The organism is Micromonospora sp. NPDC047187, from assembly GCF_040643355.1.
Classification (GTDB): Bacteria; Actinomycetota; Actinomycetes; order Mycobacteriales; family Micromonosporaceae; genus Micromonospora; species Micromonospora salmantinae.
On the sequence record NZ_JBEYUF010000016.1, the window covers coordinates 35,976 to 57,427 of the forward strand.

At 70.6% G+C, this 21,452-nt stretch carries 22 protein-coding genes; 7 read left to right on the top strand and 15 right to left on the bottom strand.

Translation table 11 applies throughout. From position 1 onward, the window contains the following. The first annotated feature begins 180 nt into the window (after positions 1–180). Complete coding sequence (locus ABZ794_RS23160; RefSeq protein WP_357517497.1) at positions 181–1,215, top strand: LacI family DNA-binding transcriptional regulator; 1,035 nt, start codon at positions 181–183, stop codon at positions 1,213–1,215. A 15-nt stretch (positions 1,216–1,230) separates the two neighbouring features. On the opposite strand, the gene urtE is transcribed toward ABZ794_RS23160, so the two are convergent. From urtE to ABZ794_RS23190, 6 genes are all read right to left on the bottom strand, one after another. Then, positions 1,231–1,923 carry an urea ABC transporter ATP-binding subunit UrtE gene (gene urtE, locus ABZ794_RS23165; RefSeq protein WP_210786172.1) on the bottom strand — a complete coding sequence of 231 codons (693 nt, stop codon included), beginning with the start codon at positions 1,921–1,923 and terminating at the stop codon, positions 1,231–1,233. Then, positions 1,923–2,699 (bottom strand): urea ABC transporter ATP-binding protein UrtD, encoded by a 777-nt coding sequence (gene urtD, locus ABZ794_RS23170; protein ID WP_357517499.1) that lies wholly within the window; start codon positions 2,697–2,699, stop codon positions 1,923–1,925. The genes urtE and urtD overlap by 1 nt, the downstream gene beginning before the upstream one ends. Continuing rightward, complete coding sequence (urtC, locus tag ABZ794_RS23175) at positions 2,696–3,883, bottom strand: urea ABC transporter permease subunit UrtC (RefSeq protein ID WP_112680004.1); 1,188 nt, start codon at positions 3,881–3,883, stop codon at positions 2,696–2,698. The genes urtD and urtC overlap by 4 nt, the downstream gene beginning before the upstream one ends. Beyond that, the gene (gene urtB / locus ABZ794_RS23180) at positions 3,880–4,767 is read right to left on the bottom strand and encodes an urea ABC transporter permease subunit UrtB (RefSeq protein ID WP_112605839.1); all 888 of its coding nucleotides are present in this window, start codon (positions 4,765–4,767) and stop codon (positions 3,880–3,882) included. Before urtB ends, urtC begins: the two co-directional genes overlap by 4 nt. A 75-nt stretch (positions 4,768–4,842) precedes the next feature. Further along, positions 4,843–6,087, bottom strand: a complete 1,245-nt coding sequence (gene urtA, locus ABZ794_RS23185) for an urea ABC transporter substrate-binding protein (RefSeq protein ID WP_210786170.1) — start codon at positions 6,085–6,087, stop codon at positions 4,843–4,845. A 419-nt stretch (positions 6,088–6,506) separates the two neighbouring features. Further along, positions 6,507–7,589 (bottom strand): substrate-binding domain-containing protein, encoded by a 1,083-nt coding sequence (locus ABZ794_RS23190; RefSeq protein ID WP_210786169.1) that lies wholly within the window; start codon positions 7,587–7,589, stop codon positions 6,507–6,509. A 96-nt stretch (positions 7,590–7,685) separates the two neighbouring features. Here ABZ794_RS23190 and ABZ794_RS23195 point away from each other — a divergent pair, with 96 nt between their 5' ends. After that, the gene (locus tag ABZ794_RS23195) at positions 7,686–8,189 is read left to right on the top strand and encodes a MarR family winged helix-turn-helix transcriptional regulator (protein WP_357517502.1); all 504 of its coding nucleotides are present in this window, start codon (positions 7,686–7,688) and stop codon (positions 8,187–8,189) included. 162 nt (positions 8,190–8,351) lie between these two features. On the opposite strand, the gene ABZ794_RS23200 is transcribed toward ABZ794_RS23195, so the two are convergent. From ABZ794_RS23200 to ABZ794_RS23225, 6 genes are read right to left on the bottom strand one after another with little or no spacing between them, the layout of a single operon-like run. After that, positions 8,352–9,068, bottom strand: a complete 717-nt coding sequence (locus ABZ794_RS23200) for an urease accessory protein UreD (RefSeq protein ID WP_357517504.1) — start codon at positions 9,066–9,068, stop codon at positions 8,352–8,354. Further along, entirely contained in the window at positions 9,068–9,865 is a 798-nt protein-coding gene (gene ureG / locus ABZ794_RS23205) for an urease accessory protein UreG (protein WP_247670132.1), read from the bottom strand. Before ureG ends, ABZ794_RS23200 begins: the two co-directional genes overlap by 1 nt. Beyond that, the gene (locus ABZ794_RS23210; protein WP_357517506.1) at positions 9,855–10,562 is read right to left on the bottom strand and encodes an urease accessory UreF family protein; all 708 of its coding nucleotides are present in this window, start codon (positions 10,560–10,562) and stop codon (positions 9,855–9,857) included. The genes ureG and ABZ794_RS23210 overlap by 11 nt, the downstream gene beginning before the upstream one ends. Next, positions 10,562–12,265: an urease subunit alpha gene (locus ABZ794_RS23215; RefSeq protein ID WP_357517508.1), complete on the bottom strand. Its 1,704-nt coding sequence runs from the start codon at positions 12,263–12,265 to the stop codon at positions 10,562–10,564. Before ABZ794_RS23215 ends, ABZ794_RS23210 begins: the two co-directional genes overlap by 1 nt. Beyond that, the gene (locus tag ABZ794_RS23220; protein ID WP_357517510.1) at positions 12,262–12,609 is read right to left on the bottom strand and encodes an urease subunit beta; all 348 of its coding nucleotides are present in this window, start codon (positions 12,607–12,609) and stop codon (positions 12,262–12,264) included. The genes ABZ794_RS23215 and ABZ794_RS23220 overlap by 4 nt, the downstream gene beginning before the upstream one ends. Then, complete coding sequence (locus ABZ794_RS23225; protein ID WP_030335444.1) at positions 12,606–12,908, bottom strand: urease subunit gamma; 303 nt, start codon at positions 12,906–12,908, stop codon at positions 12,606–12,608. Before ABZ794_RS23225 ends, ABZ794_RS23220 begins: the two co-directional genes overlap by 4 nt. Positions 12,909–13,231: 323 nt before the next feature. On the opposite strand from ABZ794_RS23225, the gene ABZ794_RS23230 reads away from it, so the two are divergent. Beyond that, positions 13,232–13,621, top strand: coding sequence for a hypothetical protein (locus tag ABZ794_RS23230; RefSeq protein ID WP_357517512.1), 390 nt, complete (start codon positions 13,232–13,234; stop codon positions 13,619–13,621). Between the two features lie 60 nt (positions 13,622–13,681). Next, the gene (locus ABZ794_RS23235; protein ID WP_357517514.1) at positions 13,682–14,698 is read left to right on the top strand and encodes a methyltransferase; all 1,017 of its coding nucleotides are present in this window, start codon (positions 13,682–13,684) and stop codon (positions 14,696–14,698) included. Positions 14,699–14,787: 89 nt separating this feature from the next. On the opposite strand, the gene ABZ794_RS23240 is transcribed toward ABZ794_RS23235, so the two are convergent. Continuing rightward, positions 14,788–15,639, bottom strand: coding sequence for an alpha/beta hydrolase (locus tag ABZ794_RS23240; protein WP_210786162.1), 852 nt, complete (start codon positions 15,637–15,639; stop codon positions 14,788–14,790). Between the two features lie 141 nt (positions 15,640–15,780). On the opposite strand from ABZ794_RS23240, the gene ABZ794_RS23245 reads away from it, so the two are divergent. Further along, positions 15,781–16,647: a metallophosphoesterase gene (locus ABZ794_RS23245; RefSeq protein WP_210786161.1), complete on the top strand. Its 867-nt coding sequence runs from the start codon at positions 15,781–15,783 to the stop codon at positions 16,645–16,647. Positions 16,648–16,658: 11 nt separating this feature from the next. Here the strand turns inward: ABZ794_RS23245 and ABZ794_RS23250 are convergent, their stop codons facing one another. Beyond that, complete coding sequence (locus tag ABZ794_RS23250) at positions 16,659–17,849, bottom strand: epoxide hydrolase family protein (protein WP_357517517.1); 1,191 nt, start codon at positions 17,847–17,849, stop codon at positions 16,659–16,661. 504 nt (positions 17,850–18,353) lie between these two features. Then, positions 18,354–19,598, bottom strand: a complete 1,245-nt coding sequence (locus tag ABZ794_RS23255; protein WP_357517519.1) for a helix-turn-helix domain-containing protein — start codon at positions 19,596–19,598, stop codon at positions 18,354–18,356. 353 nt (positions 19,599–19,951) lie between these two features. Between ABZ794_RS23255 and ABZ794_RS23260 the strand changes: the two genes are divergently transcribed. Together ABZ794_RS23260 and ABZ794_RS23265 are read left to right on the top strand one after the other, a co-directional pair. Next, the gene (locus ABZ794_RS23260; RefSeq protein WP_210784696.1) at positions 19,952–20,701 is read left to right on the top strand and encodes a helix-turn-helix transcriptional regulator; all 750 of its coding nucleotides are present in this window, start codon (positions 19,952–19,954) and stop codon (positions 20,699–20,701) included. A gap of 26 nt (positions 20,702–20,727) precedes the next feature. Further along, positions 20,728–21,198 (top strand): NUDIX domain-containing protein, encoded by a 471-nt coding sequence (locus tag ABZ794_RS23265; protein ID WP_210784695.1) that lies wholly within the window; start codon positions 20,728–20,730, stop codon positions 21,196–21,198. The last annotated feature ends 254 nt before the right edge of the window (positions 21,199–21,452 follow it).

Sequence of the window (21,452 nt, forward strand, 5' to 3'; positions counted from 1 at the left end):
GCGCCGATCGCCAGGAGGGAGACGGCCGCTCGTCGGGCCCTGGACATGGCTGTCACCTCGTTTCGCGGCATGCCGGATGCCGGTCACGTAAGCGCTTACGAAAGCGCTTACGTACCCTAGGCTTCGATCGATGTCGCTCGCAACAGATCGGGTGACATGAATGTTTCCGGAGGGTTGCCGATGCCCAGGGCCAGCCGGCGGCCGCGCCTTGTGGACGTCGCCGAACACGCCGCCGTCTCGCTGGCGACCGCCTCCCGCGCCCTCACCGGACGTGCGGGGGTCAGCACCGAGGTGGCCGACCGGATCCGGCAGATCGCCCGTGAACTGGGCTACGTGGCCAACCCGTACGCCCGCACCCTGGCCGGCGGGGCCACCTCCACTGTGGGGTTGATCGTCCATCAGGTCGACGACCCGTACTTCGCCGAGATCGCCGCCGGGGTCATCCAGCTCGCCGCCGAGCAGGGGCTGCTGGTGCAGATCTGCCAGTCCGGCCGCGACCCCGACTACGAGCTGCAACAGCTGCGCCACCTGATCGCCCAGCGGGTCGGCATCGTCCTGATCAGTGGCTCCGGCTACGACGACCCGCGGGTGGAGAGCGCGGCCCGCGCCGAGCTGGCCGCGTTCCAGGACCACGGCGGGCGGGCCGCCGCCATCGGACGGCACGCGCTCGGCGTCGACACCGTACTGCCGGACAACGAAGCCGGCGGCCACGCGCTCGCCCAGCACCTGATGGATCTCGGCCACCGGCGGATCGCTGTCGCCGCGGGCAGCGCCGGCCTCACCACGGTCGCCGACCGGCTGGACGGAGTGTCGTCGGCCCTGCGGCAGCGCGGGCGCTCCCCCGCCGACCTCGTCGTCGTGCACAGCGACTTCACCCGCGGCGGGGGGCGTGCCGCCGCCGAGCGGATCCTCAACGAGCATCCCGAGACGACGGCGATCGTCGCGCTCAACGACGTGATGGCCATGGGCGTGCTGTCGACGTTGCGGTCCCGCCGCGTGCCGGTGCCCGCGCGAATGTCAGTGGTCGGCTTCGACGACGTCTCCGTGGCGGCCGACCTCGCGCCCAGCCTCACCACCATCCGCCTGCCGATGACCGAGATGGGCCGCACGGCACTCACCCTCGCGCTCAAGCCGCGCACGACACGACCCCGCCGCCGTCCCACCGGGCACCTGCTGGTCGTCCGCGACTCGACCGGGCCCGCACCGAGGACCTGACCGACGCCACCCCGATCACACCGCCAGGGCCGCCCGGACCTCCCGTTCGGCCGTGACGCCCCCGTCGCCGTGCGAGGTGACCCGACCGGACTCCAGCACGTGGTATCGGTCCGCCACCCGCAGCGCGAAGCCCAGGTGCTGCTCGACGAGGAGCACACTGAACCCGGACTGCCGGGTCAACTCGACGATCCGCTCCTGGATCTCCGCGACCACCGACGGCTGGATGCCCTCGGTCGGTTCGTCGAGCATCAGCAGCCGCGGCCGGGTGATCAGGGCACGGGCGATGGCCAGCTGCTGGCGCTGACCGCCGGAGAGCAGGCCGGCACGACGCCGCAGCAACGGGCGCAACGCCGGAAACAGATCCAGCACCTCCGCCGTGGCCACCGCCCCGTCGCGCCGGCCGTCGGCGACCAGCCGCAGGTTCTCCGCCGCGGTCAGGTGCGGAAAGCACTGCTGACCCTGCGGGACGTACGCCATCCCCCGCGCCACCCGCTCGTGCGGCCCGGCGCGGGTGACGTCCTCGCCGTCCAGCTCGACGGTGCCGGCACTCGGGCGCAGCAGCCCGGCCGCGACCCGCAGCAGGGTGCTCTTGCCGGCACCGTTGTGCCCGAGCACGGTGGCCACCCCGTCGGGCGGGACCGCCAGATCGACCCCGTGCAGCACCCGGGAGCGCCCGTACCCGGCGTGCACCCCGCGCAGCGTCAACATCATGCCTCCAGGCCGGTGCGGGCCGACCCGGCGTCGACCGGGTGGCCAAGGTAGACCTCCTGCACGCGCGGGTCCGCCTGGACCTGCGCGACAGTGCCCTCGCTGAGCACCCGGCCGGCGTGCAGCACTGTGACGCTGCGCGCGAACCGACGCAGGAAGTCCATGTCGTGCTCGATCACGACGACGGTGCGATCCCGACTCACCAACTCCAGCAGAGCGCCGGTGGCGTCGCGTTCCTCGTGGCTCATCCCGGCGACCGGCTCGTCCAGCAGCAACAGCCGCGCGTCCTGCACCAGCAACATGCCGATCTCCAGCCACTGCTTCTGGCCGTGCGCCAGCGTCCCGGCGAGGTCCGCGGCGCGCCCGGCCAGACCGATGGTCTCCAGCGCGGCGGCCACCTCGTCGGGCACACCCCGGCGACGGCGGGCCAGGGTCGCCCAGCTACGCCGGGCGCCCGCCGCGATGTCGAGGTTCTGCAACACCGACAGCTCCTCGAAGACCGTCGAGGTCTGGAAGGTCCGCCCGATGCCGAGCCGGCTGATCCGGTGCACCGGCCGGCCGAGCAGTTCCTCGTCACCGAACCGGACCGAGCCGGTGGCCCGGACCAGACCGGTGATCGCGTCGACCAGTGTGGTCTTGCCGGCGCCGTTCGGCCCGATCAGGAACCGGATGTCACCGGCGGGCACCTCCAACGAGACGCCGTCCACCGCGGTGAAGCCGTCGAAGCTGACCCGCACGTCACGGACGGACAACCCGTCCAACCGCTCGCCGCTCATGCCGCCGGCACCTCCGTCCGCTCGGCGCGTCGTCGGCCCAGCGACAACCGCCCGCGCCGCAACGGCTGCGCGGCGACGTCGCGGCGGCGGGCCAACGCCCACAGCGACGCCAGACCGCCGGGAAGGAACGCCACCACGACCACGAAGAGCAACCCCTGAAGGTACGTCCAGGTGCCCGGGAAACGCTCGGAGAGGGCGGTACGCGCCCAGGCCACCGCCACCGCGCCGAGCACCGGCCCGAGCAGTGTCGCTCGGCCGCCCACGGCGACGCCGATGACGAACTCGATCGACGGGACGATGCCGATCAGCGCGGGCGAGATGATGCCCACCGCCGGCACGAACAGCGCCCCGGCCAGCCCGGCCATGCCCGCCGCCACCACATACGCCACCAGCTTGACCGACGCCGGGTCGTAGCCCAGGAAGCGGACCCGTTCCTCACCGTCGCGGACCGCCACCAGCAGCTCGCCGTAGCGGCTGTGAATGAGCTGACGGGTGAGCGCGAGCAACGCCAGCAGCGTCCCGGCGATGATGAAGTACACCATCCGCTGGTTGACCGGGTCGTCCAGGTCGTAGCCGAAGAAGCCCTTGATGTCGGTGAGCCCGTTGGTGCCACCCGTGGTGCCCTGCTGGCCGATCAGCAGGATCACCATCGCGGCGGCGAGCGCCTGACTGAGGATGGCGAAGTAGGCGCCGCGGACCCGGCGACGGAAGACCAGCGAGCCGAGCCCGAAGGCGACCGCCATCGGCAGCAGCACCGTGGCGGGCAGCGCGAACCACGGGCTGGCGAACGGCCGCCACCACAGCGGCAGCTCGTCGAGTTGCCCGTACAGCTGCATGAAGTCGGGCATCCCACCCGGACCCGCGTCGGCGAGCTTGAGGTGCATGGCCATCGCGTAGCCGCCGAGGCCGAAGAAGACGCCCTGGCCGAGGGTGAGCATCCCGCCCCGGCCCCAGGCGATCCCGATGCCGACCGCGACCATGGCGACGCAGAGGTACTTGGCGAGCAACGCCAGCCGGAAGTCCGACAACACCAGTGGGGCGACGGCGAACAGCAGCGCCGCGCCGAAGGCGAAGCCGGCCAGCGTCCGTAGCCGCGAGCGGCCGGCGGGCCGGCCCGGTGGTACGGCGCCGGCAGGTGCCGGGCGGACGGCGGTGCTGGGTGGCGCGGGGGTGACGGCGGTCATGCGAGGCTCCTGGTCCGCAGGGTGAACAGGCCCTGTGGCCGCCACTGGAGGAACGCGACGATCGCCACGAACACGATCACCTTGGCGACGCTGAGGGTGGTGAGGTACTCCCCGGTGGCCTGGAGCACGCCGAGGGCGAAGGCGACGATCACACTGCCCTTGAGCTGGCCGATCCCGCCGACCACGACGACCAGGAAGGCGTCGATGATCAGGTTGGTGCCCATGGTCGGGCCGATCGGGCCGAGCAGGGTGAGGGCCACCCCGGCGAGCCCGGCCAGGCCGGAGCCGAGGAAGAAGGTCGTCCGGTCGACCCGGGAGGTGGCGATACCGGAAACGGCGGCGAGGTCGCGGTTCTGCACCACCGCGCGGATACGACGCCCGAGTGGGGTGAGTCGCAGCGCCAGGGTGAGCGCCGCGACGGCGGCCAGCGCCAGGGCCAGGATGAACAGCCGGTTGTTGGCGATGGTCAGCCCGCCGGGCAGCGCCACGTTGCCGGTGAGCAGCTCGGGCGCGCGGGTCTGCACGTTCGGGCTGCCGAAGATGTCCCGGGCCAGCTGTTGCAGGATCAGTGACACACCCCAGGTGACCAGCAGGGTGTCCAGTGGCCGGGCGTAGAGCCGGCGGATGAGCAGCACCTCCAGCAGGACACCCATGGTGCCGGCGACCACGAACGCCACCGGCAGCGCGACAGCCAGCGACAGGCCGGCGCCGGTGATGCTCTGTTGCAGAACGTAGGTGGTGTACGCGCCGGCCATGATGAACTCACCGTGCGCCATGTTGATCACGTTCATCTGGCCGAAGGTCAGCGCGAGGCCGAGCGCGATGAGCAGCAGCACCGCGCCGATGCTGATGCCGGTGAAGAGTTGACCGAAGAGGACTGTCACTGTGGGTACTCCGAACTGCTGGTCGGGTGGCCCGGGCGGAGCGCGCGGCAACGCGTTCCGCCCGGGCCGGCGTCGTCAGCTCAGGCCGCTCGCCCACGGGTAGGTCTTGAGGTACGGGTCCGGCGCGACCGGCTTGCCGGAGTTCCACACCTCGGTGATCAGGCCGTCCGCGCCGATCTTGCCGATCCGGGCGGTCTTGGCGATGTGCTGGGTCTTGCCGTCGACGGTGACCAGGCCCTCCGGCGCGTCGAAGGTGATCCCGTCCGAGGCGGAGCGGACCTTCTCCACGTCGAAGGCGCCGGCCTTCTCGACCATCGCCTTCCACAGGTGCACGGCGACGTACGCCGCCTCCATCGGATCGCTGGTCGGCTTGTCCGCGCCGTACTTCGCCTTGTACGCGGCCACGAACTTCGAGTTCGCCGCGCCCGGGGTGGTCTGGTAGTAGTTCCAGGCCGTCAGCTGGCCCTCCAGGTACTGGGTGCCGATGCCCTTGACCTCTTCCTCGGCGATCGACACCGACACCACCGGCATCGCGGCGGCGCTCAGGCCGGCGGACTTGTACTCCTTGAAGAAGGCCACGTTGCTGTCACCGTTGAGCGTGTTGAACACCGCGTCCGCGCCGGACGATTTGACCTTGTTGACGATGGTGCCGAACTCGGTGGAGCCCAGCGGCGCGTAATCCTCACCCAGCACTGTCATCCCGTTCGCGGCCGCGTACGCCTTGATGATTTTGTTGGCGGTCCGCGGAAAGACGTAGTCGCTACCCACCAGATAGACCGACTTCGCGCCCTGCGACTTGAGATAGTCCAGCCCGGGAACGATCTGCTGGTTGGTCGTCGCCCCGGTGTAGAAGATGTAGGGCGACTGCTCAAGTCCCTCGTACTGCACCGGGTAGAACAGCAACGCCTTGTTCTTCTCGAACACCGGCTTGACCGCCTTGCGGCTGGCCGAGGTCCAACAGCCGAAGACGGCGGCCACCCGGTCCTCGGAGATGAGCTTCTCGGCCTTCTCCGCGAAGGTGGGCCAGTCCGAGGCGCCGTCCTCACCGACCGGCTGGATCTTCTTGCCGAGGACTCCGCCGGCCGCGTTGATCTCTTCGACGGCGAGCATGATGGAGTCGCGGACGGTGACCTCGCTGATCGCCATGGTCCCGGAGAGCGAGTTGAGCAGGCCCACCTTGACGGTGTCGCCGGACACGTCGGCGGTGACGCCGGTAGCGCCGCCCTCGTCGGTGGTCTTGCTGCCGCACGCGGTCATCGCGGCCGCGGCGACCAGGGTCATGGCACCCGCCAGGATGCGGCGGCCCCGGAATAATGACATCTACTCTCCCTGCGGTGCACTCAAGTGGCGAAAGGACGGTCGGTGCGGTCCGATGGAGCTGACGTGGGCGATGCCAAGGTCGACGGGTGGACGCCGCGCGGGGCACCGGATCGGATATGGGCACCGAAAGCGTCGACCGGCATGATTGCGCGGGTGTTTCCCAGTCCTTAATTGACTGTTTCCGAGCGACCGTCGAGGCGCGCACGAAAAACGGCCGACACCGTTGGGGAGGAAACGGTGTCGGCCGTTGGGAAAGACGCAGAATAGTGCCACCACAATGGTCGACGGACGAATCCGCCAACGGTGGGCACGCAATGGTGAGATCTGGCCCCGTGGCCAGATACTTCACCCAGGAAGCATCTTAGGACGGGATCGGGTGGCGCTGTCAAGGGTCGGGCGTACCGACTGCCGTACCCGGTTCAGAGCTGGGCGAGCACTGTGAAGTCGAGCCCGTCGGCCTCGGCCAGGTAGATGCGCTGCCGGACGTGCCGCTGACGCAGCCGCAACCGCCCACGCGGCCCGTGGTAGGCGACCGTGTCGGCGGCCGTCTCGATGGCCCGTACGTCGAGGGTGCGGGCCTGGCCGATCAGTGCGGCGAGCAGCATGACGCCCTCGTAGCAGGACTCCCCCAGGCTGCCCAGTGGCGGCGCCTCCACCCCGAAACGCCGCGCGAACTCGCCGTGGAAGTCGAGATTCTCCTGGGTGACCAGCCCGGCGAAGAAGCCCGCCGTGCTGTACAGCCTCCGGGTCGCGCCGGCGCCGCTGGCCAACAGCATGTTCTCGTCCATCAGGGTGCTCAGCCGCAGGCAGCGCTGATCCAGGCCGGATCGGGCGAACGCGCGGTTGAACCGCACCGCGTCGGCACCGACCAGCAGCATCAACACCGCGTCCGCGTCACTGTGCTCGATGCGGCGCAACACCTCGGTGAAGTCGTGCGCGTCCAACGGCAGGAAGTGCCGGCCCACCACCTGCCCACCGCCGCGCAGCGCGTACCGCTGGGCCGCCCGCGACGTACGGCGCGGCCACACGTAGTCGTTGCCCACCACGAACCAGCGGCGCACACCCTGCTCCCCGGCGAGCAGCCGCATCGCGGGCCACAGTTGGGCATCCGGCGTCTCGCTGGTCAGGAAGACACCTTCGGTGTGTTCGCCGCCCTCGTAGAGTGCGGTGTAGACGTACGGCACCCGATGCGCGACGCGGGGCGCCAACGCCTGGCGCACCGAGGAGATGTGCCACCCCGTCACCCCCTGCACGGCCCCCACCGACACCAACGCCTCGACCTCGGCGGCCACCTCGGCCGGCGGTGCCCCACCGTCGACCGGCACCAGGCGGACCTCCCGGCCCAGCACGCCACCGCACCGATTGATCTCCTCGACCGCGAGCTGTGCGCAGAGCTCACAGGTGGGGCCGAACATGCCGGCCGGCCCGCGCATCGGATAGACCAGCGCGATGCTGACCACGGCACGGTCGACGGTCAGCCACGGCGGTGCCGGCGCGGACATGAGCACATGATTGCCCGGCCTACGACGGAAGACCAGCGCTCACCACTGACCGGGACGACTCGCTACCATGACAGGGCCACCGGACCAGGGAGTTTCATGTCGAACGTGCCCGGGGCGCCAGCCGACCTGCTGCGCTCGCTCACCCGCGCCGAACGGCTGCTCTCCCGCCGGCTGGGCGCCGTTCTGGCCGACGACGCGATCAGCATCGAGGCGTGGCGGGTGCTCTGCCTGCTCGCCGACGGCCAGGGCCACCCGATGAGCGAGGTGTCGGCCGCGGCGTCGCTGCCGCCGGGCACCCTCACCAAGCTGGTCGACCAACTCGTCGACCGCAACCTCGTCTTCCGCCGCATCGATCCGATCGACCGCCGACGCATCCGGGCGTACCTGACCGCTCGGGGTCGCCGCGAGCACGCCCGCCTGGACGAACGGGTCCAGGCCAGCATCGCCGAACTGGGCATCGTCGAGCTGGGCGTCGCGGAGACCAGCGAGCCGGGCACCCCTCCGGCCGCCAACCTCGTACGCCAGCTCGACGACCTGATCGGCCGCCTCGACCCGGCCCGGCAACGAGTGCACGCCGACGCGGCCGGCCCACACCCCTGACCCCTTCCCCGCTCCCCGCTCCGGGCCTCCGGGCGTCGTGCTCTGCACCAACCTGGCCTCGGGAACGGTCTCGGCGGCCGAGGCGGCATCGCGCCAAGACCGCCAGGACCAGCAAGACCGCCAGGACCAGCAGGACCGGCACGCGGCCCGGGTAGCGGCTCCCTAGACCGTCAGGTGGGCGCGCAGGGTGTGCGCGTCGGGAGCTGTCGCCGTCCACAGTGTCGCCGGGCCGCCGGCCAGCGGCAACCGGGCGACGCTGCCCTCGGCCGTCGAAGGTTCGGCGGGTTGCGACGGGTCGACCACCAGCAGCGATCCGGTGGCCGGGGCGCCGCCGAGCACCGCCGGGCCGGCCCAGCCCGGCGCGTGCGGTCCCACCGCGAGGGACTGGCGCAGCAGTGGTCGGCCCGCGTAGTCGACCTGGGTGTGTACGACGGCGCCCCCGGGCGCCTCGCCGTACCGGCCGCAGATCAGCTCGTCGCGCCACCGCAGGCTCGCACCGGCGGCCAGCTCGATCCGGGACTCCGCGAAGTGCGCGCAGCCGGCCGCCGCGACCAACTGTTCCGGAAGCCAGTGCAGCGTGGCGCCGGCGTGCACCACCGCCCGCACCGCCATCCGGGAGACGGCACCCGCGCGACCCGGCAGGGCGATCGACGCGGCGACGCTGTGCACCCGGACGGCCGCGCCCGGCCCGACCTCGATCTCCAGGCGCAGATCGTCGCCGGCCAGCGGCCCGGCCGCCCCGCCGACGAGGTGCACAGTGGCGACACCACCGTCGGTCGAGGTCTGGCGCAGCAGCAACGGCGTTTCGCCGTGCAACTCGACAAGGGCCGTACCGCCCCGACCGTCGGCCCGGGCGACCAGCCGAGCGAGCGCTCGCATCAGGCCGGGCCGACCGGCACGGCCAGTGGGTGCAGGGCGGCGTGGTGGGCCAGCTCGTGCCGGATCCAGTCGGCGACCGACGTTGCCGTGGGGTCTCCCACGATGGACAGGAAGAGGGTCGGGAGGTCGCCGCGCCGGGCCCGCGCGTCACGATCCATGACGGCGAGGTCGGCACCCACCATCGGCGCCAGGTCGGTCTTGTTGATCACGAGAAGGTCGGCGGCGGTGACCCCCGGCCCGCCCTTGCGGGGCACCTTGTCCCCGCCGGCCACGTCGACCACGAAGATCTGCCGGTCGACCAGCCCTCGACTGAAGGTCGCGGTCAGGTTGTCCCCACCGCTCTCCACCAGGACGAGGTCCAACGGGCCGACAGCCTCGGCCAGTTCGTCGACGGCGTCCAGGTTGGCGCCGATGTCGTCGCGGATCGCTGTGTGCGGGCAACAACCGGTCTCCACCGCGCGGATCCGGGCCGGGTCCAGCACACCGGCCCGCCGGAGGAAGTCGGCGTCCTCGGTCGTGTAGATGTCGTTTGTCACCACGCCGAGCCGCAACTCGTCGGCGAAGGCACGGCAGAGCGCGGCCACCAGGGCCGTCTTGCCGGAACCGACCGGGCCGCCGATGCCAACCCGCAGGGCACGGCCGGCACGCGCCAACGGCGGATGGGGGTCCACCCCGGGCTCCGGATGGGTGTGCGGAACGGTCTCGTCGTGGGGTGGGATCGCCGGCGGCGGGGTCGGCGGCGGCGTGATCGGTTCGACGGCGGGCACAGCGCTCGGCACAACGGTGTCAGGACGCAAAGAGACGCACCTCCCAGGTGGCATGGATCTCGGCATGGATGTCGGCGAGTGGAGCGGCGGCGGCCGGCAGCCGCTCCGGTGGGTCATCGGCGGCCCGCGCCGCCTCGGCGGCAGCGCCGTCGCAGGCGTCGGCCAGACCGACCAGCAGGGCCTGGACCTGGTACGGGTCAAGGCCGAGCAGACGTACGCCGGCGCTGGCCGCCCCGGTCAGCGTCCCGTACGCGGCGATCGTGGCGGTCTCGACGCGGGACAGCCCGGCCGCGGCGCACAGCAGCCCTAGCACCAGCGGTTGGTGTGCGCCACCGGGCGACGCGGGCAGGTCGGCGAACGGGGCGTCCGGCCAGATGGTCCGGCCGGCACGTAGCAGCGCCCGGCCCTGCCGGCGCGAGACGGCCCGCAACGCCGGGGCGGCGGTACGGGCGTCCAGCTCCGCGTCGAGCCGAGCCAGCGCCCCCGACCGAGCCTCAGACTCAGCCGGGTCGGCGGTGGTGGCCACCGCCGCCCGGTGTGCGGCCGCCGCGAACGCCGCGCCGACCAGACCGGCGGTGGCCAGCCGTCCGGCCAGGAACGCCTCCAACGAGGCCAGGTCGGTGACGCGGCCGGCGGCGACGGCCGCCTCCAGACCACCGGAGTGCGCGTGCGCCCCGGCCGGGAAACGTCCGTCGGCCAACAACAACAGCAGGCTCGGCGTCGCCATCAGAACAGGAAGTAGCGCTGGGCCATCGGCAGCCGGGTCACCGGGTCCGGCTCCACCACCTGCCCGTCGATCCGTACCGTGAAGGTGTCCGGGTCCACCTCGATGCGCGGCATCGCGTTGTTCTCCGGCAGGTCGGCCTTGCCCCGCGACCGTACGTCGCTCACCGGCACCACCCGGCGACGCACGTCCAGGCGGAGCCCGGCGTCGAGGGCCGCCGGGGCCACGAAGGCCAGGCTGGTGGCGGCCGCCGCCGCGCCGTACGCCCCGAACATCGGCCTCGGCAGGATCGGCTGCGGTGTCGGGATCGAGGCGTTGGCGTCGCCCATCTGGGCGTACGCGATCATGCCGCCCTTGAGGACCAGGTGCGGCCGGACCCCGAAGAACGCCGGGTCCCAGAGCACCAGGTCGGCGAGCTTGCCCGGTTCGACCGAGCCGACCTCCCGTTCCAGCCCGTTGGCCATCGCCGCGCAGATGGTGTACTTCGCCACGTACCGTCGGGCCCGGTGGTTGTCGGCGGGCCCGTCGCCCGGCAGCGCGCCGACACGGTCCTTCATCACGTGGGCGCTCTGCCAGGTCCGCATGATCACCTCGCCGACCCGGCCCATCGCCTGCGCGTCGGAGCCGATGATCGAGATGGCGCCGAGGTCGTGCAGCAGGTCCTCGGCGGCCATCGTGGACGGTCGGATCCGACTCTCGGCGAAGGCCAGATCCTCCGGCACGGACGGGTTGAGATGGTGGCAGACCATCAACATGTCCAGGTGCTCGGCCAGGGTGTTCGCGGTGTACGGCCGGGTCGGGTTGGTCGACGACGGCAGCACGTTCGGTTCGCTGGCCACGGTGATGATGTCCGGCGCGTGCCCGCCACCGGCTCCCTCGGTGTGGTACGAGTGGATCGCCCGTCCACCGATCGCCCGCAGGGTGTCGGCGACGAACCCGGCCTCGTTGAGCGTGTCGGTGTGGATCGACACCTGGACCCCAGACGCGTCCGCCACCCGCAGGCAGGCGTCGATCGCCGCAGGTGTGGTGCCCCAGTCCTCGTGCAGCTTGAAACCGCCCGCACCGGCTCGCAACTGTTCCCACAGTGCTTCGCTGGAGACGGTGTTGCCCTTGCCGAGCAGCAGCACGTTGACCGGCATGGTGTCCAGGGCCTCGTGCATCCGGGCCAGGTGCCAGGCGTTCGGGGTGACAGTTGTCGCGCGGGTCCCCTCGGCCGGCCCGGTGCCGCCGCCCACCATCGTGGTGATGCCACTGGCCAGCGCCTCGGTGACGATCTGCGGGCAGATGAAGTGCACGTGGGTGTCGACCGCGCCGGCGGTGAGGATCCGCCCGTTGCCCGCGATCACCTCGGTCGACGGGCCGATGACCAGGTCGGGGTGGATACCCGGCATGGTGTCCGGGTTGCCGGCCCGGCCGAGCGCCACGATGCGCCCGTCGCGCAGCCCCACGTCGGCCTTGACCACGCCCCAGTGGTCGAGCACCACCGCGCCGGTGATGACGGTGTCCAGTGCCCCCTCGGCGCGGGTGGCACGGGACTGCCCCATCGACTCGCGGATCACCTTCCCGCCGCCGAAGACCGCCTCGTCGCCGCCCACGCAGTGGTCGGTCTCCACCTCGATGAGCAGGTTGGTGTCGGCCAGTCGGATCCGGTCACCGGTCGTCGGCCCGTACAGGTCGATGTAGCGGTCCCGCCGCACGGCGCTCACCGCGGCGACCCGTCTTCCATGACCGTGTGCGGCGGCGGGTCCAACGGTCCCGCGCATTCTGCGCGCAGGCCCGGCACGACGCGTGCGCCGCCGAGTGGTACGAGGTCGACGCTGCGGTTGATGCCCGGCTCGAACCGGACCGAGGTGCCGGCCGGAACGGCGAGCCGTTGCCCCCAGGCCGCGCCCCGGTCGAACGACAGTGCCGGGTTGGCCTCGGCGAAGTGGTAGTGCGAGCCGACCTGCACCGGGCGGTCGGCGGTATTGACCACGAACAGCGTGGTCACCGGACGACCCACGTTGATCTCGACCGGGTCCGCCGCCGGCAGGATCTCCCCGGGGATCACGGGATCGGGTGGTGCACCGTCACCAGCTTGGTGCCGTCCGGGAACGTCGCCTCCACCTGCACCTCCCTCAGCAGCTCGGGGATGCCGTCCTGGACGTCGTCGCGGCCGAGCACCGCCCGGCCGGCCGACATCAGGTCGACCACCGACCGCCCGTCGCGGGCCCCTTCGAGGAGGAACGCGGTGATCACCGCGACGGCTTCGGGGTAGTTGAGGCGCAGGCCGCGTTCGCGGCGGGCGCGGGCGACATCGGCCGCGACGTGGACGAGCAGGCGGTCCTGCTCGTGCGGGCTGAGGAACACGGGGCTCTCCCGGTGGGTCGGCGTGCCCCGGCTCGCCGTCGGCTCCACGCGGAGCCACCCGGGCAACAGGACCCGAGGGGACGAGCTGGGAGTCACACGACCGCCGGGTCACCGCCGACGGGGCGACCCGGGACTCCACCATCCCGGCCCGCACGACGGGCAACCGGCGGTGTCGGGTCGGATGCGGACCGCACCGCCCACCGCTGAGCAGACCGTAGAGGATCGCCACCGACCGAGGCAACAGTCCAGTGGGGACCGTGCTGGCCCACCACCGGAAGCCGGTCCGTGTTCCGGTGGAGGGGCAGGCAGGGGATGATCGCCGGATGACGGCGACGAGGGGTACCCGGGCACTGCTCGGTGTTCTGTTCCTGGCGGCGGCCACGGTCGGGGCGTGGATCCTCTGGCTGGGCTGGGACACCCGGTACACGGTCGACGCGCAGACCGGCGCGAGCAGCGGCCCGTACGAGCCGTGGCAGGTGATCGGCTGCGTGTTGACGCTCGTGCTGCTGGCCGCGCTCGCCGGGACGCGGCTCAGCCCGTGGCTGGTGGCGCCGGTGATGACTGTGGCGTTCACGGCGGTCTGGTCGTGGCGGGCCGCCGGGACCGACGACAGCGGGCTGTGGGTCGTCGGGGCGATTCTGGTGCTGGTCGGGATGGCGGCCGGCAGCGCTGTGGTGAGCCTCGCGGCGCGGCGGGTCGGTCGCCGCGGGTGACGTCGCCGCGGGCACGAACCGCCCATAGTGGACCGGATCCATCTGTGATCTCATGTCGTGGTGATCACTCCGACTCCCCTCATGCGTCTGGTGGCCGGTGTGTGGGGGTTCAAGACCCTCGCAGTCGGCGTTGAACTCGGTCTGTTCACCCGGCTCGCCGGCGGGCGGACGATGACCGTCGAGCAGGCCGTCGCCGAGTTCGGGCTGCCCGAACGGCCCGCGGACCTGCTGCTGGCCGCCAGTGCGTCACTCGGCCTGCTGGAGAAGGCCGGCGACGGTTACCGCAACTCCGAGTTGGCCGAGCAGTTCCTGGTCGAGGGTCGCCCGTACTACTTCGGGGCGCAGGTCCGCTACTCGGACCTGCGCACCTACCTGCCCTGGCATCGCATCGGCGAGGCCCTGCGCACGGATCGGCCGTTGACCTGGGACCCGGAGGCCCAGCAGTCGATGTTCGACACCGAGGACCCGCAGATGCTGGCGCAGTTCTGGGACGCGATGTTCTCCACGTCGAGCTTCACCGCCAGCGCGTTGGCCGACGCGTACGACTTCTCCGCGCATCGCCGGCTACTCGACGTGGGCGGTGGTGCCGGCGCGTTCCCGATCGAGTTCTGCCGACGACTGCCCGAGCTGCGGGCGACGGTCCTGGACCTGCCGCACGTCTGCGTCCGGGCCCGGGAGCGGATCGCGGAGGCCGGCCTGACCGGGCGGATCGACGCGGTGGGCGGTGACTTCCTCGCCGACCCGGCGCTGCCGGACGGGCACGACGTCATCCTGCTCAGCATGATCCTGCACGACTGGGACGAGCCGACGAACCGGGCGTTGCTGGCCCGGTGCCACGCCGCGTTGCCGCCCGGCGGGGCGATCGTCGTCTGCGAACTGCTGCTCAACGACGAGCGCACCGGACCGCCGGAGGCGGCCCTGATGGGAATGAACATGCTGGTCGAGACCGAGGGTGGCCGGAACTACTCGGGCGCCGAGTACGCGGCCTGGCTCACCGACGCCGGCTTCGTCGACGTGCGTACCGTGCCGTTCGACGCGCCAGGCGCCAACGGCGCGGTGGTGGCCCGCCGGCCCTGACCGACGACGACACCCGGCCCCGGTGCGAACCGTGGGCCGGGTGTCGCGGCGCCTCACGGCGCGGGCGTCCGATCGGCTACCGGTACGGGTCAGGCGCGAGCCTTGGCCGGCTGCTTCATGAAGTCCATGATCGCCTTGTTGACTTCGTCGGCGTGGGTCCACGGGATGCCGTGCGGCGCGCCCTTGAGCGTGACGAGCGTTCCGGTCGGCATCATCGGCCCGAGCCGCTGACCGGTCACCGGGTAGGGCAGCACCCGGTCCTGGTCACCCTGCACGATCAACACCGGAATGTCGATCTTCGGCAGGTCCGGGCGGAAGTCTTCCTGCCAGGCGTCCACGCTGTCGTGGGTGGCCTTGCCGGAGGCCATCGCGCCGATCTGCCAGTGCGCCCGGTACGCCTCCTCGCTGACCCGCTTGCCCATGTTCTGGTCCGGGTTGAAGAAGGCGTCACAGAAGGACGTCAGGTAGGCGAACCGGTCCTTGATGATGGCGTCCTGGAAGCCCTTGAAGAGGCTCCGCTCGACGCCCTCCGGGTTGTCGCTCGCCTTGGCCAGCATCGGTTGCAGCGGGCTGAGAAGCACGGCCCGGCTCACTCGCTGGGAGCCGTAGTTGCCCAGGTATCGGACCACCTCGCCGGTGCCCATCGAGTGACCGATCAGGGTCACCTCGTTCAGGTCCAGCTCGGTCATCAACACGTCCAGGTCCGCAGCGAACGTGTTGTAGTCGTACCCGAACGCCGGCTGGGCGGAGTTACCGTTACCGCGCCGATCGTAGGTGATCGTCCGATAACCGGCGTTCAGCAGCGCGGTTGTCTCCTTCTCCCAGGTTGCGCCATTGAACGGGAAGCCGTGGATCAGCACCACCGGCTTACCGGAACCGTGATCCTCGTAGTACAGGTCGATGGGCGCGGAGTTTTCCGTCCCCACGGTGATGAAAGGCATGTTTGTCTCCTGCTCCGGTCTCGGGCTGTCGGACCCCCCGCGCTTTCCCGTCGGGTCGCCGGATATGCGACCGTCAGATCGGCCCGAACGGCAGGCCCGCAGAGGTTCCGTGACGCGCCCGTGCCGTCCTAACCTCGGGGGGTGAAACTTCCGCCCCGGCTGCGGGCCGTCAGCGACCTGCACGTCGGGCACCCGCAGAACCGCGCGTTCGTGCAGGAGCTACATCCGGACAACGAGGGCGACTGGCTGCTCGTCGCCGGCGACGTCGCCGACCGGTTCGCCGACATCGAGTGGGCGCTCGGGCTGCTGAGCAGTCGGTTCGCGCGGGTCATCTGGGCGCCGGGCAACCATGAGCTGTGGACACCACCGCGCGACCCGGTCACGCTGCGCGGCGAGGAGCGCTACCGCGAGCTGGTGCGGATGTGCCGGCGGCTGGGGGTGCTCACCCCGGAGGATCCGTACCCGGTGTGGGACGGCGACGGCGGTCCGGCGACCATCGCCCCGCTCTTCGTGCTCTACGACTACACGTTCCGGGTGCCGGAGGCACGCACCCAGCAGGAGTCGCTGGCCCTGGCGTACGCGGCCGGTGTGGTGTGCACGGACGAGGCGCTGCTGCACCCCGACCCGTACCCGAGCCGGGAGGCGTGGTGCGCGGCCCGGGTCACCGAGACCGAACGCCGGCTGGCCGAACGCGACCCGGCGCTGCCGACGGTGCTGGTCAACCACTACCCGCTGGTGCGGGAACCCACCGACGTCCTGCGGTACCCGGTCTTCGCCCAGTGGTGCGGCACCGTCCGCACCAGGGACTGGCACCTGCGCTTCGACGCGGCCACAGTGGTCTACGGGCACCTGCACATCCCCCGCACCACGTTCCACGACGGGGTGCGTTTCGAGGAGGTCTCCCTCGGCTACCCCCGCGAGTGGCAACCCCGAGGGCCGGTGCCCGACCCGGTGCGCACCATCCACCCGGCGGACGACTGGCGCCGGCGCTCGTCCGTCGGCGGTTGAGGCCGTCAGGTTTACCGCAGCGGCCGGAACGCGGCCCGCACCTCGGCGGAGAAGAGTTCCGGCTCCTCCCACGCCGCGAAGTGCCCGCCGCGGGCGGCCTCGTTGAAGTACGCGATGCCGGGGTAGACCGCCTCGGCCCAGCTACGCGGAGCGGCCCAGATCTCGCCGGGGAACGTGGTGAAGCCAACCGGAACCGCGACCGGCGGCGGAGCCTGGCCGGCCGCCTGGGCCGCGGCTTGGAAGCGTCCGAATTCCCAGTACCACCGGGCGGACGAAGCGCCGGTACCCGTCAACCAGTACAGCGTGATGTTGTCGAGGATGCTGTCCCGGGTGAGACCGCCGGCCGGTTCACCGTCGAGGAACGCGCGGGAGATCTTGTAGTAGCTGTCCGTGTCGTGGTCGAGCATCCAGGCCGCCAACCCGACAGGTGAGTCCAGCAGCGAATAGCCGATCGTCTGCGGCCGGGTGGACTGCTCCAGGAAGTAACCGAAGCCATCCATGGTGAACAGGTTCAGCGCGTCACGCGCCGCGCGTTCCTGCTCGGAGTTTGCCGGCAACTGGTCCTTGATGCCGATCGCCCCGGCGAGCAGGTTCACGTGGATGCCGAGCAGCCCTTCGGGTCCTTGGCGTCCCATGGCGTCCGTGACGGCGGCGCCGACGTCGCCACCCTGTGCGACGTAGCGCGAATACCCGAGGCGGTCCATGAGTTTCGCCCACGCCTGTGCCATCCGCGCGGAATCCCAGCCAAGGTCGATCGGCTCACCGGAGAAGCCGTAGCCGGGCAACGACGGCAGCACCAGGTGGAACGCGTCCTCGGGCGTGCCGCCGTGCGCCGTCGGGTCGGTCAGCGGGCCGACGACCCCGAGCAGCTCGACGACCGAGCCCGGCCAGCCGTGCGTCATGATCAGCGGCAGGGCGTTCTCGTGCTGCGACCGTACGTGGATGAAGTGAATCTCGACGCCGTCGATGTTCGTCGTGTACTGCGGCAGCGAGTTCAGCCTCGTCTCGCACGCACGCCAGTCGTAATCGCTCATCCAGTAGCGGGCCAACTCCTGGATCGTCGCCAGCTGCACCCCCTGCGAGCGATCGGTGACCAACTCGCGAGTGGGCCAGCGGGTAGCCGCGATCCGGCGACGCAGGTCGGCGATCAAGTCCTCCGGTGTGTCGAGCCGGAAGGGACGAATCTCGTTGTCGTTGGACATATTCCCCACCTCGCCAAGTCGAGTCGGCCACTGCCGAGGCACCGCCGGTGCCGGCACTCGTTCAGTCTCACAGCGGGCCGGTGCCACCCGGGCCGAAACGCGAATCGCCGACCCGCCTCCCGAGTCACACCCATGGGATGATCATCCGGTGAGCCAACCGGACGAATTCGACGACAACTGGTTAAACGGCGAGGAACTTACCTGGCACCTACCCCACGCTGATGGCGGCGCTTGAGGCTCGGCTACGGCGGTGCGACTGCGGCGGGCGGTTCCGGGACTCGGCGCCTCGGCGCTGCCACCGGTGCTCCACCGTCCTGACTGCCATCAGCGAGCCCTCCGGTGTCGACGTCTGGCCAGGTTGGTGGACAGACGAGGCAGACACCGGCTCCGCTCCCTGGAAGAGACGTTCACCGCCAGGTACTTCCGCACCGAGGACCTCTGGGAGCACTGACAATGGCGTTACGCACCATCCACCCGGCCACGACCTACGCCCCCGCTCGTCCGTCAGCGGGTGAGGCCGACCAACGTGGCCAGTCGCGCCACGCCGGCCGGCGCCGGCCGCGCGCGGGCAACGTCGGCGATCACGGTACGCGCCAACGGCCGACACCGAACCTCGGCCGGCGCGATGCTGTCCGCGTCGACGAGCGCGCGGGCGGCCCCGCGCAGGTCACCCACCTGGAGGTACGCCCGAGCGACGTCGACCAGGTACGCACCCCGATACTCGGCCGGCAACCGCCGCCACCCCTCCCGCCGCATGATGGTCGAATGCCTTCGTAGCGCCTCGGCTGCGTCACCCCGTTGCGCCGCCACGAGCACCCGCGCCAACTCGACGGCGATCGGCCCGAAGTTGGTGCGGTGCGTGTCGTCGTACCCCCTCAGGCTGGCGGCGATCCCCGCGGCCCGCTCGGTCAGCTCGTCAGCGCGGCGGCTATCGCCGCAGCCGGCGGCGGCCAGGGCGGCCTGCACCAGCAGCGTCCCACCCACCGCCCAATCCCGGCGGTCGCCCTGAACCCGGCGATCGCCCCGACCCCGGTGATCAAGAGGTTTGGGGGTGGTTTGATCTCCAAAGGTCCCGCAAACCTCTTGATCACCGGAGTGGGATGAGGGTGGAAGGACGCGGTTGGCGGCGGGCAGCAGCGCGGACAGGGCCAGATGGTCTCGGTCTTGCGCGCGGAGCGCTTGGCCTACCGAGATGGCTGCCGTTGCCACCAGGATCGGGTCGTCGCTGGCGGCGGACATCGCCCGGTCGGCGGCCAGCCAGGCGAGGTCGGCCTCGCCGAGCTTCACCAGCAGCGACGAGGTGATCCGGTACGCCTGGACCAGTAGCTCTGGTGTCTGCGCGGCCTGGGCGGCGTCGAGCAGACCCGGTAACACCCGCACCAGCTGCCCGTAGTGCGCGTGCTGGTAGCTCAACCAGGCGTAGGCGACCTGCCTTCTTAGTTCGTCCGTCTGCTCTGGGGACTGTGGGGTGTCGTAGCGGGCGAGAGCGGTCCGGATGTCGTCCACCCCGTCCGGCGTGCTCGCCGGGGTGCTGCGCTGCTGGCCGAGCAGCACCTCCGGATCGACTCGCAGGACGTGGGCCAGTTCCTGAATCACCGAATAGCGGTCCAGGGCGCGCACGCCCCGCTCCACCTTGTCCACCCAGCTCTTCGACCTCCGGAGCCGGTCTGCCAGCATCTGTTGCGTCATCGACCGCCGCACCCGCCATCGGGCCACCCGCCGGCCGATCGGGAGGTCATCGCTGGTCACGCCGCCACCGCCGGTCCGGGACCGCTCGGGTCGTGTCGTCTACGGGTACGCGTTCCGCCTCGGCCTGCGCAAGCAGGCGCTGTTTGGCAGCCTCCCGCTCGGCCGCCTCGGACTGCTCGCCTCGGCTTTGCGACTCGTCGCCTTGCATGCCCACCCCCGCCAGCCGGTGCCGACGCTTAGACACACCGAACCTCAGCCGTGCCTCTCGCGTCCTGTTTGGATGACCTGTCCTGTGGAACCAGGCTCCGCCGATTGGTAATGACGACTTCACCGCGAGTCACGGACGACTGGGGACGTCCTTGCTAGGCTGAGCCGTCCCGATGCCGTCCCCAGCCCAGTGCGCAGGAGATGCCATGCCGAACGACCGTCTTCGCAACGGCATGCTCAAGAACGGTCTGACGGCATCGACGTTGGCGGAAAGGCTCGGTGTCGACCCGAAGACTGTCGAGCGGTGGGTGACACAGACCCGCAACCCGTACCCGCGTTATCGCCACACCATCGCCGAACTGCTGAACGAGAGTGAGTCGTACCTCTGGCCGGACGCGCTTCCGACGCAACGAGCCGTGCAGATCAGCCAGTCGGAACTCGTCCACATCTACCCGCGCCGCGGGGCCGTCCCAACCGACCTCTGGCAGCGGCTCCTGGTGCAGGCCAACCGACAGGTCGGCGTGTTGGTCTATGGAGGACTGTTCCTGCCCGAGTTCAACCACCGCTGGATCGCAACGCTCCGCGAGAAGGCGTTGGCTGGGGCGCAGGTGGAGTTGCTATTCGGCGACCCGGAGGGCGAGCACATCACCGAGCGTGGAGACGCCGAGGGCATCGGGCCAGCCATGTCCAACAAGATTCTGAACGCGTTGGCGTTCTACAGAGACCTACGGGACCTGGACAACGTCGGGATCTACTACCACGACACCATCCTTTACAACTCCATCTACCGCTTCGACGATGAGATGCTGGTCAACACCCACCTCTACGGCACACCGGCCGCGTACGCGCCGGTGCTGCACCTGCGGCACCTTGGAGGGGGAGACCTGTTCGACAGCTATGTCGCTAGCTTCAACCGAGTCCTCGGGAAGAAGCGGGCGGTTTGGCCTGAGCATTGAGATTCTGGCGGTGAAAGGCTAGGACCATGGCGCGGATCGAGCACTTCAACAACCCGAACGCCCCGAAGCCGAACAGCATCGTCGTCGCAGTGACCGTCTTCGTGCAGGACGAGCAAGACCGGGTGCTGCTCATCCAGCGCACCGACAACGGCCTGTGGGCGCTGCCCGGCGGTGCCCAGGACTTCGGCGAGTACATCGCCGAGACCGCCGCGCGAGAGGCGCGCGAGGAGACCGGTGTCGAGGTTGAGGTGACCGGCGTGGTCGGGATCTACACCAACCCGAACCACGTCGTGGAATACAGCGACGGCGAGGTGCGGCAGCAGTTCTCGATTTGCTTCCGTGGCCGGTACGCTGGCGGGCAGCTTACAACGAGCGATGAGTCGTCGGCGGTGTGGTGGACAGCTCAAGATCAGTTGAACGGTCTGTCGATTCACCCGTCTATGCGGCTGCGCATCGATCACGGTTTCGAGCGGCGAAACGAGCCCTACATAGGTTGAGCCGACGCCCGTGCCTGCGTCCGTCGCACGACTTCCAGCAGTGAGGGCTCGGCCTGTCGCCAGAACCACGTCACCAAATCACCAGGACCGTAACGCTCCCGTATTTCGGCTAGCCGTTCCGCGACCGATAGGTCTTGGCCGTCAGGTCCAGTCGTCATATCCGAGAACCATAGGGCGTCCGAGACGTCCGAATCCTCCCTCGGAAACTCGCAGTCCAGGACCTCATCGAGCCCTCGCCTTTCGGCCTCGTGGGA